This window comes from Enterobacter sp. SA197, from assembly GCF_054131575.1.
Map to the genome: position 1 here is coordinate 4583407 of NZ_CP096393.1, position 16115 is coordinate 4599521.

15 protein-coding genes are annotated in these 16115 nt (G+C 53.6%); 7 read left to right on the forward strand and 8 right to left on the reverse strand.

Annotated elements, in window-relative coordinates:
- Nucleotides 1–159: 159 nt before the first annotated feature.
- From hofQ to M1D91_RS21585, 5 genes are read right to left on the reverse strand one after another with little or no spacing between them, the layout of a single operon-like run.
- Nucleotides 160–1386, reverse strand: coding sequence for a DNA uptake porin HofQ (hofQ, locus tag M1D91_RS21565; RefSeq protein ID WP_437432848.1), 1227 nt, complete (start codon nt 1384–1386; stop codon nt 160–162).
- The gene (locus M1D91_RS21570; RefSeq protein WP_437432801.1) at nt 1274–1747 is read right to left on the reverse strand and encodes a HofP DNA utilization family protein; all 474 of its coding nucleotides are present in this window, start codon (nt 1745–1747) and stop codon (nt 1274–1276) included. Before M1D91_RS21570 ends, hofQ begins: the two co-directional genes overlap by 113 nt.
- Nucleotides 1737–2204: a HofO family protein gene (locus M1D91_RS21575; protein ID WP_437432800.1), complete on the reverse strand. Its 468-nt coding sequence runs from the start codon at nt 2202–2204 to the stop codon at nt 1737–1739. Before M1D91_RS21575 ends, M1D91_RS21570 begins: the two co-directional genes overlap by 11 nt.
- Nucleotides 2194–2730: a PilN domain-containing protein gene (locus M1D91_RS21580; RefSeq protein ID WP_437432799.1), complete on the reverse strand. Its 537-nt coding sequence runs from the start codon at nt 2728–2730 to the stop codon at nt 2194–2196. Before M1D91_RS21580 ends, M1D91_RS21575 begins: the two co-directional genes overlap by 11 nt.
- A complete protein-coding gene (locus M1D91_RS21585; RefSeq protein ID WP_437432798.1) occupies nt 2727–3512 on the reverse strand; it encodes a DNA utilization protein HofM in 786 nt (261 codons plus the stop codon). The genes M1D91_RS21580 and M1D91_RS21585 overlap by 4 nt, the downstream gene beginning before the upstream one ends.
- A gap of 120 nt (nt 3513–3632) precedes the next feature.
- On the opposite strand from M1D91_RS21585, the gene mrcA reads away from it, so the two are divergent.
- Nucleotides 3633–6185, forward strand: coding sequence for a peptidoglycan glycosyltransferase/peptidoglycan DD-transpeptidase MrcA (mrcA, locus tag M1D91_RS21590; RefSeq protein WP_437432797.1), 2553 nt, complete (start codon nt 3633–3635; stop codon nt 6183–6185).
- A gap of 27 nt (nt 6186–6212) precedes the next feature.
- On the opposite strand, the gene nudE is transcribed toward mrcA, so the two are convergent.
- Complete coding sequence (gene nudE / locus M1D91_RS21595) at nt 6213–6773, reverse strand: ADP compounds hydrolase NudE (RefSeq protein WP_437432796.1); 561 nt, start codon at nt 6771–6773, stop codon at nt 6213–6215.
- Between the two features lie 321 nt (nt 6774–7094).
- Here nudE and M1D91_RS21600 point away from each other — a divergent pair, with 321 nt between their 5' ends.
- The 5 genes from M1D91_RS21600 to pckA all read left to right on the forward strand — a co-directional run bounded on the left by M1D91_RS21600 (nt 7095) and on the right by pckA (nt 13248).
- Nucleotides 7095–9230, forward strand: a complete 2136-nt coding sequence (locus M1D91_RS21600; RefSeq protein ID WP_437432795.1) for an intracellular growth attenuator family protein — start codon at nt 7095–7097, stop codon at nt 9228–9230.
- Between the two features lie 63 nt (nt 9231–9293).
- Nucleotides 9294–9974, forward strand: coding sequence for a GMP/IMP nucleotidase (gene yrfG, locus M1D91_RS21605; protein WP_437432794.1), 681 nt, complete (start codon nt 9294–9296; stop codon nt 9972–9974).
- The gene (gene hslR / locus M1D91_RS21610) at nt 9974–10375 is read left to right on the forward strand and encodes a ribosome-associated heat shock protein Hsp15 (RefSeq protein WP_437432793.1); all 402 of its coding nucleotides are present in this window, start codon (nt 9974–9976) and stop codon (nt 10373–10375) included. Before yrfG ends, hslR begins: the two co-directional genes overlap by 1 nt.
- Nucleotides 10376–10399: 24 nt before the next feature.
- On the forward strand, nt 10400–11278 hold the full coding sequence (gene hslO, locus M1D91_RS21615) for an Hsp33 family molecular chaperone HslO (RefSeq protein WP_437432792.1): 879 nt from the start codon (nt 10400–10402) through the stop codon (nt 11276–11278).
- Between the two features lie 350 nt (nt 11279–11628).
- Nucleotides 11629–13248: a phosphoenolpyruvate carboxykinase (ATP) gene (gene pckA / locus M1D91_RS21620; RefSeq protein WP_437432791.1), complete on the forward strand. Its 1620-nt coding sequence runs from the start codon at nt 11629–11631 to the stop codon at nt 13246–13248.
- A gap of 46 nt (nt 13249–13294) precedes the next feature.
- Here the strand turns inward: pckA and envZ are convergent, their stop codons facing one another.
- Both envZ and ompR read right to left on the reverse strand, forming a co-directional pair.
- Nucleotides 13295–14650 carry a two-component system sensor histidine kinase EnvZ gene (gene envZ, locus M1D91_RS21625; RefSeq protein WP_437432790.1) on the reverse strand — a complete coding sequence of 452 codons (1356 nt, stop codon included), beginning with the start codon at nt 14648–14650 and terminating at the stop codon, nt 13295–13297.
- Nucleotides 14647–15366 carry an osmolarity response regulator transcription factor OmpR gene (ompR, locus tag M1D91_RS21630; RefSeq protein ID WP_001157751.1) on the reverse strand — a complete coding sequence of 240 codons (720 nt, stop codon included), beginning with the start codon at nt 15364–15366 and terminating at the stop codon, nt 14647–14649. The genes envZ and ompR overlap by 4 nt, the downstream gene beginning before the upstream one ends.
- Nucleotides 15367–15583: 217 nt before the next feature.
- Here ompR and greB point away from each other — a divergent pair, with 217 nt between their 5' ends.
- Nucleotides 15584–16057 carry a transcription elongation factor GreB gene (greB, locus tag M1D91_RS21635; protein WP_437432789.1) on the forward strand — a complete coding sequence of 158 codons (474 nt, stop codon included), beginning with the start codon at nt 15584–15586 and terminating at the stop codon, nt 16055–16057.
- Nucleotides 16058–16115: the final 58 nt, after the last annotated feature.

Consider the following 16115-nt stretch of genomic DNA (forward strand, 5'->3'; position numbering starts at 1 on the left):
GGTTTGGCAACTGATTAAATTACTAACCGCATAGAGACCGTTTTAGGGTAGTAGGTATTCGCTGACTCTCAAATCGGTACTCCTTGTAAGCTAAATCATCTCTCACGTCAAACACCTGTATCGAGTTAAGCAGAAAAAGCGGTACGGAATATGTATCAATTAACGAACCGCCACCAGCCGTGGCGTAATGAAGACCACCAGTTCACGCCGTTCATTGTCTTTACCATCATGACGAAACAGGCGGCCAACCCAGGGAATACTCCCTAAAACGGGCACGCTGTCGGTTCCCGCTTTGTTCTTTTGCGAGAAAATACCGCCAAGCGCCAGCGTCTCACCGCTTTTTATTTCCACCTGGGTTTCAATTTCCTGTTTATCGATGGCAAGGACTTCGCCATCGGCTTGCTGGAGAACCTGACCGGGGACGTTCTGGGTGATGCGAAGTTTCAAACGCACCCGCTCATCGGCCAGAACCGTTGGGGTAACTTCCATTCCCAACACCGCTTCTTTAAATTCCACCGACGTGGCGCCACTTTCACCGCTGGAAACCTGATAAGGAATCTCACTGCCCTGCTTGATACTGGCTGGCTGCATATGTGAAGTGAGCAACCGTGGGCTGGCAATGATCTCCAGCTGTTGTTTTTGCTCCAGCGCAGAGAGCTCAAGATCCAGCAGACGTCCGTTGATACTGCCAATATTAAAGCCTACCCGCGTGCTGGCCGTTTCCACCGACAGGTCGGCTGAAAGGGTCGAGACCTGTCCTCGTTGAGCCGGTTTTGTCGCTTCGCCTAACCCCCACTTCACCCCCAGTTCCCGCAGGCTTTTTTCATTAATAGTGACGATATACGCCGCCAGCTCAACCTGCTCCACGGGTAGGTCCATTTGAGCCACCCATTTTTCGAGTGCATTAAGTGCCGCTTTGTTGTCGCGCAGCAACAGGCGATTTAGCCGTTTATCAACGGTGATAGCCCCCTTAGGGCTAAGCAGCTTCTCCCCGGCTTTCGCCAGCTCATCTGCATCGGCATACCGCAACGTAAAACTACGCTCCTCAAGCGGCTGGTTTTGCTTTTGTTTTTCCCTTGCTACCTCCTGCGCGTCACGCTGCTGTTGCTGCCAGGTCGCGGAGCGCACGTGCAAAATATTTCCCTCCTCGCGCAGCGATAATCCGGTACTTGTCAGCACCGTTTGTAGCGCCTGCTTCCAGGGCACCTCCACCAGATGCAGCGACAGGGTGCCGCTGACATCGGGGGTAATAATCAGATTTTTGTTTTCCTGCTCAGCCAGCGCCTGCAGCACCTGCGCTACTGGCACGTCGTCCATGATAAGCGTTACCAGTCGTGTCGCTTTGTCTGTGGATTTCTCTTTCTCCTTCGCGTGCAGACCTGGCATCAGGATGCAGAGGCACAGCATGACCACCATGCGTTTTATCATTTTGAGTTCCTTCTCGTTTCAGATGCCAGCGATCCGGTGAGCAGCCGTCACCATTTTCAAGTATGGCCTCTTCCTTATTAAGGCGAACCACTCGCCAGTTGGCAAAGAGCCTGTCACCCTCCCGTAACCGGTGCCAGCGGCCCGTGGGATCCCGTACCAGTCCAACAGACTGCCCGTTGATGGTGACAGCACCCTGCAACTGCCAGAGCGACTGTTGGGAAAACAGGCATCTGTCCGGAACAGGCTGAAAAGGATCACGCATACCGAGGATCAGCGGCAACATCAGCAGACAGACAGTGAGCGACGATTTATCGGCCATTATTGCGCTCCAGTTGCAAAGCGAAATGCAGGACATTTTCCTTTAACGCCAGAGAAAACCCTTTGGCCAGCATGTTTTCTTCAGACAGTTGAAGGAAGGTCTGCGGCACTGCGCTCCATCGGGTTTCCAGCAACATCTCTCCGCCCGTCGGCGTGGGTTCCCAGCTAAGCAGTTGCCTTCCTGCGGAATGAAACGACAGCGGGGAAAACGCCTCCCTGACAGCAGTAGTTGGTACCGCATCGCCCGCGGGCGGTTTTAGCTCCATCAGGGTCCGCCAGCGATGCCGGAGTGCGTGCTGCTGCGTTACCCTTTTCCCGTCCAGCGCCTGCTGTTCTGCCTCTGCAGGCCGCAGGATCCCAAACCAGCAACACATCAGGCAAAGGGTGAGGAGCATGACGCCGCAAAACCCACGAAGCCAGGGAGCGAGGCCATACCAGGACTCAACATCACGGGGCATGGTTTACCTCCTGGTCGAGTCGATAGTGAAACAGCCAGCGTCCCTTTGGATCGCGCTTAGCGGAGTGCGTTTGTTGCAAATGAAAGCCATCCACGGTGCTTAGCGTTTGCTCAAAGTCGCGTAGGGCCTCAAATGAGTGAGTCAGACCAGAAAGGGATAGCTGGCCCTGACTAAAGCTCAGGGTCGTCAGCCACAGGCTCTCAGGCAGGGTCCGTGCAAGCGTCACTAAACGATCCTGCCAAAGGCGGGTCATATGCCGCTGCTTAGCAAGAGCCTGCTGCGTAACCCATTTTTCGTGCGCAGCTTTTAATTGGGGTTCTCTGGACGCGATGGCCGCCAGTGCCGCGCTGTCAGAGGCCAGCCAAAGAAGGACAATTTGCCGCTCGGCATTGACGCGGATTTTTATGTTCGTTACCACCAGGACTAACAGCACGCCGGTAATAACGAGAAACATGGCCCAGAATCGCCTGCAGCGTTGCCGTCGCGCTTCTCGCCAGGGCAACAAATTCACCGCTGCCTTGCTCACAGCACACTCCCGAGCGCCAGACCAATCGCCACGGCAAAACAGGCGCCTTGCGAGGGTAACGGAGGATGGCGTTGCGTAACCGCACTCCAGGGATCAAATCCTCCCTTCTCATCCGCACACTGAATGACCTCTTCCTCTGCGATGCCGAGGCGGCTGGCGACCTGGGAAAGGGGAACTGATGCTTCGCAGGCGTGCCTGCCCCACTCCCCACGCGTCGCCCATAGCCATTGCGACGCCTCCCGCCAGAGCAAACAACGGGCCGGTGGACTCAGGAAGGGAATGAGCTGCTGCAACGCACAGGCATCCGGCGTGACAGCCGCGACATTGAGCCGCAGGGCGGTTGTCAGGTTAAGAAGTTCGGCTATCTCTTTGGTCTGGACCGCGGTAACACTGTAAGCCGTCGCCAGGGTGTCTTCGGTGTAATCGAAACGGAGATCGCCTGCCGACATCGCCAGTTCACGCGAGACAGTATGGGAAAGCCAGTGGCTAAGTTCGCTTTCACGAAGCGTCATTGCCGGTCGCGGCACCCGCTTTTGCAATGTTCTCGCGGCAGGAAAAGCCAGACGTATCCGGTGTCTTTGCGGAAGGGACTTACGCCAAGGAGCCAGAACCTTGATCAACTGCTGAGGCAGCGATAGCTGCCCGGCGTCCATCGTCCCGGCAGGCAGCGGTATCTGCCACCACCGGCGTAGCGTCCAGCCTGCACGTCCCGGTGTCAGTGCAACGCTTACAATGCTATCTTGCTGAATATGCAGGCCTATCTGCCATTGCCCGAATGCCATAATTAACGATCTCCTTATCGTTGCGAGAGATAACTGCTCTATCAATGCATCAGGCTTGCATTTATACTACCGCGCGGTTGTTTATAAACTGCCCAAATGAAACTAAATGGGAATCCTCCGGTGAAGTTCGTAAAGTATTTATTCATCCTTGCAGTCTTTTGCATTCTGCTGGGAGCAGGTTCGATTTATGGCTTATACAAGTACATCGAGCCACAGCTACCCGATGTCGCCACGCTCAAAGACGTGCGTCTCCAAATTCCGATGCAGGTCTACAGCGCTGATGGCGAACTGATTGCACAATATGGGGAAAAGCGACGAATTCCGCTGACGTTGGGCCAAATCCCACCAGAAATGGTAAAGGCGTTTATTGCCACTGAAGACAGCCGTTTTTATGAGCATCATGGTGTCGACCCGGTTGGGATATTTCGTGCGGCAAGCGTGGCACTCTTTTCCGGTCATGCGTCTCAGGGTGCCAGTACCATTACTCAGCAGCTGGCGCGTAACTTCTTCCTCAGTCCTGAACGCACCCTGCTGCGTAAAATTAAGGAAGTTTTTCTCGCGATCCGTATCGAACAGCTCCTGACGAAAGATGAGATTCTCGAACTCTATCTGAACAAAATTTATCTCGGCTACCGGGCTTATGGTGTCGGGGCGGCTGCACAGGTCTATTTCGGTAAACCTGCAGATAAGCTAACCCTGAGTGAAATGGCGGTTATTGCTGGCTTGCCTAAAGCACCGTCCACCTTTAACCCCCTCTATTCGCTGGACCGGGCAACCGCGCGACGTAACGTTGTGTTGTCCCGTATGCTTAGTGAAGGCTATATCACCAGGACGCAATACGATCAGGCCCGTGCGGATACCATTGATGCTGACTATCACGCCCCGGAAATCGCCTTCTCTGCCCCTTATCTCTCCGAGATGGTGCGTCAGGAAATGATGACCCGCTACGGCGAAAAAGCCTATGAAGATGGTTATCGGGTGTACACCACCATCACCCGTAAAGTGCAGCAATCCGCGCAAGCTGCCGTGCGTAATAACGTGATGGATTACGATATGCGACACGGTTACCGCGGTCCTTCAAATGTGCTGTGGAAGCCGGGCGAAACCGCATGGGACAGCAGGAAAATTACCGAGTCGCTAAAAGGCCTCCCCTCTTATGGCCCGTTAGAGCCTGCGGTTGTCACCGCAGCAAATCCGCAGGAAGCGATGGCGATGTTAGCGGATGGCACTTCGGTTTCCTTACATATGGAAGGCATGCGCTGGGCACGGCCTTACCGTTCTGACACACAGCAAGGCCCGACACCTCGTAAAGTCACTGACGTTGTGCAGACAGGCCAGCAAATCTGGGTGCGCCCGGTAAATGAAAACTGGTGGCTGGCGCAGGTGCCCGATGTCAATTCTGCATTAGTGTCGATTAATCCACATGACGGTGCGGTGCTGGCGCTGGTTGGCGGTTTCGACTTTAATCAGAGCAAATTTAACCGTGCGACTCAGGCGTTGCGTCAGGTGGGTTCCAACATAAAACCCTTCCTTTATACCGCGGCGATGGATAAAGGCCTGACGCTGGCAAGTATTCTGAATGACGTTCCGATTTCCCGCTGGGATGCCGGTGCGGGTTCTGACTGGCAGCCCAAAAACTCCCCGGCCGAGTATGCCGGGCCGATTCGTCTGCGTCAGGGACTGGGGCAGTCAAAAAACGTAGTGATGGTACGAGCAATGCGCGCAATGGGTGTCGATTACGCAGCAGAGTATTTGCAGCGTTTCGGCTTCCCGGCACAGAACATTGTGCATACCGAATCGCTGGCGCTGGGTTCCGCTTCATTCACCCCGATGCAGGTCGCACGCGGCTATGCGGTGATGGCAAACGGGGGGTTCCTGGTTGATCCCTATTTCATTACCAAAATCGAGAACGATCAGGGTGGGGTGCTATTTGAAGCCAGGCCCAAAATCGCCTGCGCGAACTGCGATATTCCTGTGATTTATGGCGATACGCCAAAATCCAACGTGCTTGAAAATAAAGATATGGAAAACGTGGCGACCTCTCAGGAGCAGCCAAATTCCGGCGTCCCAATGCCTCAACTGGAGCAAGCGAATCAGGATCTGGTCGCCAGAAGCGGTGGGCAGGAGTACGCGCCGCACGTTATCAATACGCCACTGGCGTTCTTAATCAAAAGTGCGCTTAACAGTAATATCTTTGGCGAGCCCGGCTGGCAGGGTACGGGCTGGCGCGCGGGCCGGGATCTGAAACGTAGCGATATTGGCGGTAAAACCGGCACCACTAACAGCTCGAAGGATGCCTGGTTCTCAGGGTATGGTCCGGGCGTAGTTACCTCGGTATGGATTGGTTTTGACGATCATCGCCGTGATCTGGGGCGCACGACGGCCTCAGGTGCGATTAAAGATCAGATTTCCGGTTATGAAGGCGGGGCCAAGAGTGCGCAACCAGCGTGGGATGCCTACATGCAGGCAGTGTTAGACGGGGTGCCAGAAGACCCTCTCACGCCGCCGCCAGGTATTGTGACAGTGAACATTGACAGAGGCACCGGTCAGTTGGCCAGTGGTGGCAGTAGTCGCCAGGAATACTTTATCGAAGGTACACAACCGACCCAGCAGGCGGTGCATGAGGTGGGCACGACCATCATCGATAACGGTGAGACCCACGAACTCTTCTGACAAAAAAGGCGCGATAAGCGCCTTTTTTTATAGCCTGCCCTGGCCTCTCAGCCACTCCCGGAGGAGGAACAGCGCGCTGACGTTACGGGCTTCGTGAAAATCAGGCTCTTCCAGCAGATCCATTAAATGGGCCAGCGGCCAGCGAACCTGCGGTAGCGGCTCCGGCTCATCCCCCGGCAACGATTCGGGATAGAGGTCTTCTGCCAAGAGGATGTTCATTTTGCTGGAGAAGTATGAGGGTGCCATGCTGAGTTTTTTCAGGAAGGTCAGTTCATTAGCGCCAAACCCCACCTCTTCTTTGAGCTCGCGGTTTGCTGCCTCATACATGTTTTCGCCGGGGTCTATCAGCCCTTTGGAAAATCCCAGCTCATAAGATTCAGTTCCCACCGCATATTCACGAATAAGGATTATATGATCGTCGATAATGGGCACGATCATGACCGCCTCGCGGTTGGAGGGGCGCATACGTTCATAAACGCGACGTACACCATTACTGAATTCCAGATCCACACTTTCAACGTTAAATAGTCGTGAAGAGGCCACGGTTTCAACACTGAGAATGGTGGGCTTTTGCAGTGATTCGCTCATTATTATCGGTCTTTCCAGAGAATACTGACATTATTGTGCGACACACTACCGCACTTGAGCAATGTCATTTGCCAGGCATTTACATTTTCGCAACCTTACTCTATGCATTGACCAAATAAACCTAAAAGTCAAGAGGTTGAAATAATTCCAGGAATTTGCTGATATTCGCTATGTGAGCACTTTGCTACCCTTTCAAAGGCTGTGAAGCACTAACACATTAAGAATATGATTTCACCTATTAACATGTTGATTAAACTGATAATATTGATGGGAAAAGGTGCGACTGACTACACCTGCTGCTAAAAGTAAGATGGGGAAAGCATGAGCACCATTTTGATTTTTTTCGCTGCTATGCTGGCCTTAGCACTTGCCATTGGGTGGGTGTACCGGATGAGATCGCAGCGGCGATTTCGTTTACCACACCTTCAGGCTTTTGCAGGTGCGACAACGCGTAAATTAACCCCGGAAGAGCGCAACGCCGTTGAAAGCTATCTGGAAGCCCTTTCCCGTACCCGTCAGGCGCCAGGCCCGACAGGCGCGACCACCGCGCCAGTCTCTCTGGCGTTAAATCCTCAAAGTAATACGGTTATCCACCTCACTCAGGCCATCACCCGCTACGGCATTACTACGGATGCGCCAAACAAATGGCGTTACTATCTCGACTCCGTAGAAGTGCATTTGCCCCCCTTCTGGGAACAGTACATTACCGATGAGAACAGTGTTGAGCTGATTCGCACGGATACTCTGCCGCTGGTGATTTCGCTCAATGGTCATACGCTGAGTGAATCGCGGTATGACGAGCAGGGGCTGATGCCTGAGCGTGTGCAGAAAACGCATTCTGCTATTCGCGGTGAAGAGACAGAGCAAATTGAGTTGCTCAATATTCGCCATGAAACCCCGCAAGAATATGCGCTCGGTCGCCCGGATGGTATGCGCGAAGCCTTGCTTATCGCAACATCGTTTGTCCTGTTCTTTTTATGCCTTGTCACGCCAGAAGTGTTTGTTATCTGGCTTGCCGGAGGGGGCATTCTCCTTCTCGCCGCAGGCATGTGGGGCATGTTTGCCCCACCGGCTAAAAATGCCCTGCGGGAAATACATTGTTTGCGTGGCACTCCTAAACGCTGGGGTCTGTTTGGTGAAAACGATCAGGAGCAAATCAATAATATCTCTTTGGGAATCATTGATTTAATCTATCCACGCCACTGGCAGCCCTTCATCGCCCAGGATCTGGGTCAGCAAAGCGATATTGATATCTACCTGGACCGTCATGTCGTGCGTCAGGGACGTTTTCTCTCCCTTCACGATGAAGTTACCCATTTCCCGATACAACACTGGGTCCGCAGCGCGGTCATTGCGCTGGGCGCACTGGTCGTGCTGGTGATGCTACTGGTTTGGGTACCGCTGGATATGCCCATTAAGTTCACCCTCTCCTGGATCAAGGGGGCACAAACGCTTGAAGCCACAAAAGTGAGTGAGCTTGAGTCTGCCGGCCTGCGTGTGGGCGATTCGCTGCGCATTCACAGCACTGGCATGTGTAGTATTCCGGCCACCGGTAGCTGGACATCACGTCAAAGCTCACCTTTTGCGCCGTTCGACTGTTCACAGATTATCTGGAACGATGCGCCGCCATTGCCCCTGCCAGAGTCTGAAACCGTCAACAAAGCCACCGCGCTGGTGCAGGCCGTCAACCGCCAGTTGCACCCCAAGCCTGAGGACGACTCCCGGGTAAGTCCGGCTTTGCGTACGGCAATTCAGAAATCTGGCATGGTGTTGTTAGATGACTTCTCAGAAATTGTGCTGAAAACCCAGCAGCTTTGTGCCGCAGATGACGACTGCCTGCGTCTTAAAAATGCACTCGTTAATCTGGGGAATAGTAAAGACTGGGATACGCTGACCTCACGCGCCAGCGCGGGTAGACTGACGGGCGTTAATGTCCTGTTGCGGCCCGTTAGCGCCGAATCACTCGATAATCTGATAACCACCTCCACCGCCCCCTTTATTCAGCGGGAAACCGCGCGGGCGGCCCAGTCGCTCAATAGTCCGGCACCAGGTGGTTTTATCATTGTTAGTGAAGAAGGTAGCGAACTGGTCGATCAACCCTATCCCCCGGTCGCGCTCTATGACTACCCTGCTACCGAACAATGGAAAGAATTTCAGCGCTTAGCTGAAATGCTCATGCGCACACCGTTCAGTGCCGAGGGTATTATCACCAATATCTCCACGGACGCGAATGGTACACGCCATATCAGCCTTCATCGCATTCCGGATGCATCTGGTCTGTGGCGTTATGTCAGCACCACCCTCTTACTGCTGGCAATGGTGGTTTGTACACTCTATAACGGCATCCTGGCCATCCGCCGCTACCAACGCAACCGCTCACGCCTTGCGGATATTCAGCAATATTATGAAAATTGTCTGAATCCCACGCTGATCTCCGCTCCTGATAGCCTGACCTGATAAAACGGATGCGCGTCGGGTGTGGTAATCTGGCGCGCATTTTCCTTCTGGCTGGAGTTGCCTATGCATTTTGATATTGACTGGCGGGATGTGGACACCGTCCTGCTGGACATGGACGGTACGCTGCTCGACCTCGCTTTTGACAATTACTTCTGGCAGACGCTGGTTCCAGAGACGTTCGGCGCAAAGGAAGGGATCACCGCAACCGAAGCACAGGCCATTATTCGCAAGGAATATCACGCGGTGCAGCATACGCTAAACTGGTACTGTCTGGATTTCTGGAGTGAACGTCTGGGGCTCGATATCTGTGCGATGACAACGCAACAAGGGCCACGCGCCGTGCTACGTGAAGATACCGTGCCCTTTCTGGATGCGCTGCAAAAATGCGGTAAGAGACGCATCCTGTTAACCAATGCGCATCCGCACAACCTGGCCGTGAAACTTGAGCATACCGGCCTTGCGGCACACCTTGATTTATTGCTTTCCACCCACACATTTGGTTATCCCAAAGAGGATCAGCGTTTGTGGCAGGGCGTAGTAGACGAAACAGGCCTGGATCCTGAACGCACGCTGTTTATTGATGACAGCGAACCGATTCTGGATGCCGCCGCAAAATTTGGTATTCGTTACTGCCTTGGGGTGACCAACCCTGACTCCGGGCTTGCAGATAAAACCTATCTGCGCCATCCCGGCATGAACGATTATCGCCACCTGATTCCCTCGCTCAGCGAGAAGGAGAGGTAATGAAACCACAGCCCGCGCAGGACGTCCGACTGGATAAATGGCTCTGGGCCGCGCGCTTTTACAAAACGCGTGCCCTGGCTCGTGACATGATCGAAGGCGGCAAAGTGCATTACAACGGCCAGCGTAGCAAGCCGAGTAAAACCGTCGAACTGAATGCCACCCTGACCCTTCGCCAGGGAAACGATGAACGCACGGTGATCATTAAGGGCATTACTGAACAGCGACGTCCCGCAGAGGAGGCTGTTTTGCTCTATGAAGAAACGGCTGAAAGCATTGAGAAGCGGGAAAAAATGGCGCAGGCACGTAAACTGAATGCGCTGACCATGCCTCATCCTGACCGTCGACCGGATAAGAAAGAACGCCGCGACCTGATGAAATTTAAACACGGTGACAGCCAGTAGTGCGCACCTGCAAGAGAGAAAATTATGGCTCAACATGACCAACTACACCGCTATCTGTTTGAAAACTACGCCGTGCGCGGCGAACTGGTAACCGTCTCGGAAACCTGGAAACAGATGCTGGAAAATCACAATTACCCCTTGCCGGTGAAAACGCTTCTGGGTGAGCTGCTGGTTGCGACCAGCCTGCTCACGGCGACGCTGAAGTTTGCGGGTGATATCACGGTGCAATTGCAGGGTGATGGCCCGATGAGCCTGGCGGTGATTAATGGCAACAACCGCCAGCAAATGCGTGGCGTAGCCCGCGTACAGGGCGAGATTCCTGAAGGCGCTGATCTGAAAACGCTGGTAGGTAATGGTTATCTGGTTATCACCATTACGCCTGAAGAAGGTGAACGCTATCAGGGCGTTGTCGGTCTGGAAGGCGATACCCTGGCCGCCTGTCTGGAAGACTATTTCCTGCGCTCTGAGCAGTTGCCGACGCGCCTGTTTATTCGCACCGGTGAGGTCGCAGGCACGCCTGCTGCGGGCGGTATGCTGTTGCAGGTGCTCCCTGCTCAGGAAACCCAGGCGGAAGATTTCGAGCATTTGGCCATTTTGACGGAAACCATTAAAGCAGACGAACTCCTTACGCTGGCGGCAGAAGAAGTGCTGCATCGCCTTTACCACGATGAAGAAGTTCGCCTGTACGATCCGCAGGACGTGGAGTTTAAATGCACCTGTTCCCGCGAGCGCTGCGCAGATGCCTTAAAAACGCTGCCGGATGAAGAAGTCGACAGCATCCTTGCTGAAGAGGGTGAGATTGATATGAACTGCGATTACTGTGGTAACCATTACCTCTTTAATTCTATGGACATCGCAGAAATCCGCAACAACGCCTCCCCTGCCGATCCGCAAGTGCATTAATCCTTCATCTTTAGTCGTCTTCAGGTGCCACCCTCGCGGTGGCATTTTTGTCTGACGCGTCACGTTTCCGCTAAAATAGTTTATGAAAGGCTTACGTAATTTTCTTTCATGAAAGCGATTACAGTCACAATCTCACCGTTTAAAATATCGCTTTATGTCGCTTTAATAACATTTTCCCGATCATAATGGCTATCATTGCCAGAATCTGTCTCGTTTCATGACGGATATCACAGTGTTTTACATCGCTAAGGGTTCGTCGAGATGCGTAAATCTATGAGCCGTGTCGCGGTCAGGGACGGGATAACAACCCTACAATTTCAGGCAGTACATATTGGCTAAGGAGAAGTGACATGCGCGTTAAAGATTTAACCCCGCAGGAGCTCAAGGCTTATGGTATCAACGATGTTCAGGATATCGTTTACAACCCCGACTACGATACGTTGTTTCAGGAAGAGCTCAGGGATGACCTCGAAGGCTACGAGCGAGGCGTGTTAACCGATTCAGGTGCGGTCGCCGTCGACACCGGTATTTTCACTGGTCGCTCGCCGAAAGATAAGTATATTGTCCGCGATGACACCACGCGCGACAGCGTCTGGTGGTCCGACAAAGGCAAAGGTAAGAACGACAATAAGCCGCTCTCACCCGAAACCTGGCAACATCTTAAAGGCCTTGTGACCCGCCAGCTCTCCGGTAAACGTCTGTTCATCATTGACGCCTTTTGCGGGGCAAACCCCGATACCCGTCTCTCCGTACGGTTTGTCACTGAAGTGGCCTGGCAGGCACACTTCGTGAAAAATATGTTTATCCGTCCTACCCCTGAAGAACTCGCTGATTTCGAACCCGATTTCATCGTCATGAACGGCGCAAAATGCACCAACCCCTTATGGAAAGAGCAGGGGCTGAACTCGGAAAACTTTGTGGCATTTAACCTCACCGAGCGCATCCAGCTTATTGGCGGCACCTGGTACGGTGGCGAGATGAAAAAAGGGATGTTCTCAATCATGAACTACCTTTTGCCGCTCAAGGGTATTGCCTCAATGCACTGCTCTGCGAACGTGGGCGAGAAGGGCGATGTGGCCGTTTTCTTTGGTCTTTCTGGCACGGGCAAAACCACGCTCTCTACAGATCCGAAGCGCCGGCTGATTGGCGATGACGAACACGGCTGGGACGATGACGGCGTGTTTAACTTCGAAGGTGGCTGCTACGCCAAGACCATCAGGCTGTCTGAAGAAGCAGAACCGGATATCTTCCACGCCATTCGTCGCGATGCGCTGCTGGAAAACGTGACCGTGCGTGCCGACGGTAGCATTGATTACGATGATGCCTCTAAAACCGAAAACACCCGGGTCTCTTACCCTATCTATCACATCGACAACATCGTTAAACCCGTGTCAAAAGCAGGACACGCCACTAAGGTCATCTTCCTCACCGCGGATGCCTTCGGCGTGTTGCCGCCGGTGTCTCGTTTAACCGCAGACCAGACGCAATATCACTTTCTGTCTGGCTTTACGGCGAAATTAGCGGGCACCGAACGCGGCGTCACTGAGCCTACTCCGACCTTCTCCGCCTGTTTCGGCGCAGCGTTCCTGTCGTTGCACCCGACGCAATACGCCGAAGTGCTGGTAAAACGAATGCAAGCTGTCGGCGCGCAGGCTTATCTGGTTAACACCGGCTGGAACGGTACGGGTAAACGTATCTCCATTAAGGATACGCGGGCGATCATTGACGCGATTCTTGATGGCGCGCTGGACGAGGCTGAAACCTTTACGCTGCCGATGTTTAATCTGGCTATCCCGACGGAATTACCCGGCGTAGATACCCGGATCCTCGATCCAAGAAACACCTACGCGTCACCAGAACAGTGGCAGGAGAAAGCCACGCAGCTGGCGAAACTTTTCATCAGTAACTTTGAGAAGTACACCGACACCGCCGCAGGAGCCGCACTGGTGAGCGCCGGTCCCAGACTGTAATTTTGCAACACGCGTTAAACAAAACCCGCCGGATGGCGGGTTTTTTTCAGGCATTGTCTTTAGGTTGTACGCTGATTCGCGTGACCGGGATCGGCAACCAGGCACGAATAGAGAGCCCGCCTCGCTCACTGACACCCAGCTCAAGCAGACCGTTGTGATTATCAATAATACGCTGCACGATAGCTAACCCAAGGCCGGTACCGCTGGTGCTGCGGGCACTGTCACCACGAACGAAAGGCTGGAAAAGGTGTTTCCGTTGCTCAGGTTTGATCCCCGGCCCATCATCCTCAACCTGGAACCAGGCGCGATTGAGTTCAGTACCACTGCTGACTTTGATCCACCCATTACCATAGCGGGCAGCATTAACCACCATGTTGGCTAAGGCACGTTTAATGGAGAGCGGATGCATGCGCACCTGGATATCCCCCTCATTCAGCGCTGTCTCAATTTCCCGCTCATAGCCGCTTTCTGCTGCAACCACCTCGCCCAGCACCGCGTTAAGTTCAGCAAGCTCCATCGGCATCTCCTGCCCGGTGCGCAGGTAATCAATAAACTGCTCGATAATGGCGTTGCACTCTTCGATATCTTTATTGATCGATTCCGCGAGATAGCCGTCTTCTTCGGCCATCATTTCAGTCGCAAGGCGAATACGTGTTAATGGCGTGCGCAGATCGTGACTCACCCCCGCCATCAGCAGCGTGCGATCGTCAGCCAGTTGCTTCACCCCTGCGGCCATCTGATTAAAAGCACGGGTGACGGAGCGCACTTCTGACGCACCATACTCACGCAGCGGCGGTGGAATATGGCCTTTGCCCACCTTAAGCGCCGCATGTTCAAGGTCAACCAGAGGCCGGTTTTGTATTCGAATAAACAGCCATGCCCCGCCAATCGCCAGCAGCATGATGGCCAGGGTGTAGCGGAACAGCGGCGAAAAATCGCCCTGATGGATTTCGGTAAGCGGAACACGAACCCAGATATTGGGTGAGAGCCAGGTTTTCAGCCAGACCACTGGCGAACTTTTGTTAACCTCAACGCGAACTTCCGTCGGGCCCCCCAACTGCTGCGCCATCTGCTGGCTTAAGAATTCATAATGCTGCGCCCAGCGCAAACCCGCGTCTTCGGCGGCTTCGTTCGAATAAAGCGAGATGCCGAGCTCACGATAAATTTCACGCCGGAACGCCGGAGGAACGACAAGTTGCGTCCCGTCCTCCAGTTGCAGCTTATCGGTCATCAGCATACGGACTTCGTAAGCAAGCACCTTATTAAACTGCTGGAGGCTGGGCAAAATCGCGAAGTTCAGCACCACGAGGTAGGTTGTCACCAGGCTGACAAACAGCAAGGTGACAATCAATAACAGCGTGCGGGCAAACGAACTTCGCGGCGAGAAGCGCATTCGCCTCATGCTTTAGAACCGTCCGGCACGAAGACGTAGCCCAGACCCCATACGGTCTGGATATAGCGTGGATGGGCCGGATCTTCTTCCACCATGCGGCGCAGGCGGGAGATTTGTACGTCGATTGAGCGTTCCATTGCGGAGTACTCACGACCACGGGCCAGGTTCATCAGCTTGTCGCGGGAAAGCGGTTCACGGGGGTGGCTGACCAGGGCCTTCAGCACCGCAAACTCACCGCTCGTCAGCGGCATCGGCTCATCTTCGCGGAACATTTCGCGGGTGCCGAGGTTGAGCTTAAATTTACCGAAGGCAATCACCGCTTCTTCCTGAGAAGGGGCGCCCGGCAGTTCGTTGGCCTGGCGGCGCAGTACGGCACGGATACGGGCCAGCAGTTCACGCGGGTTGAACGGTTTTGGAATGTAGTCATCCGCCCCGATTTCAAGCCCCACAATCCGGTCTACCTCTTCCCCTTTTGCCGTCACCATAATGATGGGCATTGGGTTGCTTTGACTGCGCAGACGGCGGCAGATAGAGAGACCATCTTCGCCCGGTAACATCAGGTCAAGAACCATGAGATGAAAAGACTCACGCGTCAGCAAGCGATCCATTTGTTCAGCATTGGCGACGCTACGAACCTGGAAGCCTTGTTCGGTGAGATAACGTTCAAGCAAGGCACGCAGGCGCATGTCGTCATCCACGACCAGGATTTTATAATTCTCTTGCATTGTTTTTACTCCCAAAGGTTCCGACAATTATGATGACGTATTCTAAAAAAGTGCACGTTAACAACCAGCGAAATCTGGTATAAATTCTAGTCGAAATTGTTACAAAGCATATTTAACAGTAGCTTATATGCATATAGCATCACATAAATGATGATTAATCCGCACCTTAGGGCGTTAATTTGTAAAGACAACGATGAATAAAGAATAAGGCAGGAAAATGAAAACGCCGCTGATTACCCGTGAAGGCTACGACAAATTGAAACAGGAGCTGGATTTCCTCTGGCGACAGGAGCGCCCGGAAGTCACAAAAAAAGTCACCTGGGCGGCAAGCCTTGGCGACCGCAGCGAGAATGCCGACTATCAGTACAACAAAAAGCGCCTGCGCGAGATCGACCGCCGGGTGCGCTATCTGACGAAGTGCCTCGAAAACCTGAAAATCGTCGATTACTCCCCGCAGCAGGAAGGCAAAGTCTTTTTTGGTGCCTGGGTTGAGATTGAAAACGATGACGGCAACACCCTGCGTTTTCGTATCGTCGGTTACGACGAAATCTTTGGTCGCAAGGATTACATCTCCATTGACGCTCCGATGGCCCGCGCGTTGCTGAAAAAAGAGGTTGGCGATGTAGCCGTGGTCAACACGCCTGCCGGGGAAGCGACCTGGTATGTGAACGAGATAACCTACGTAAAATGAGCAGGAACAATCTGAAGCCCCTGCCGATGGCTGGCATTTTTGCTGGTCAATCCGTATA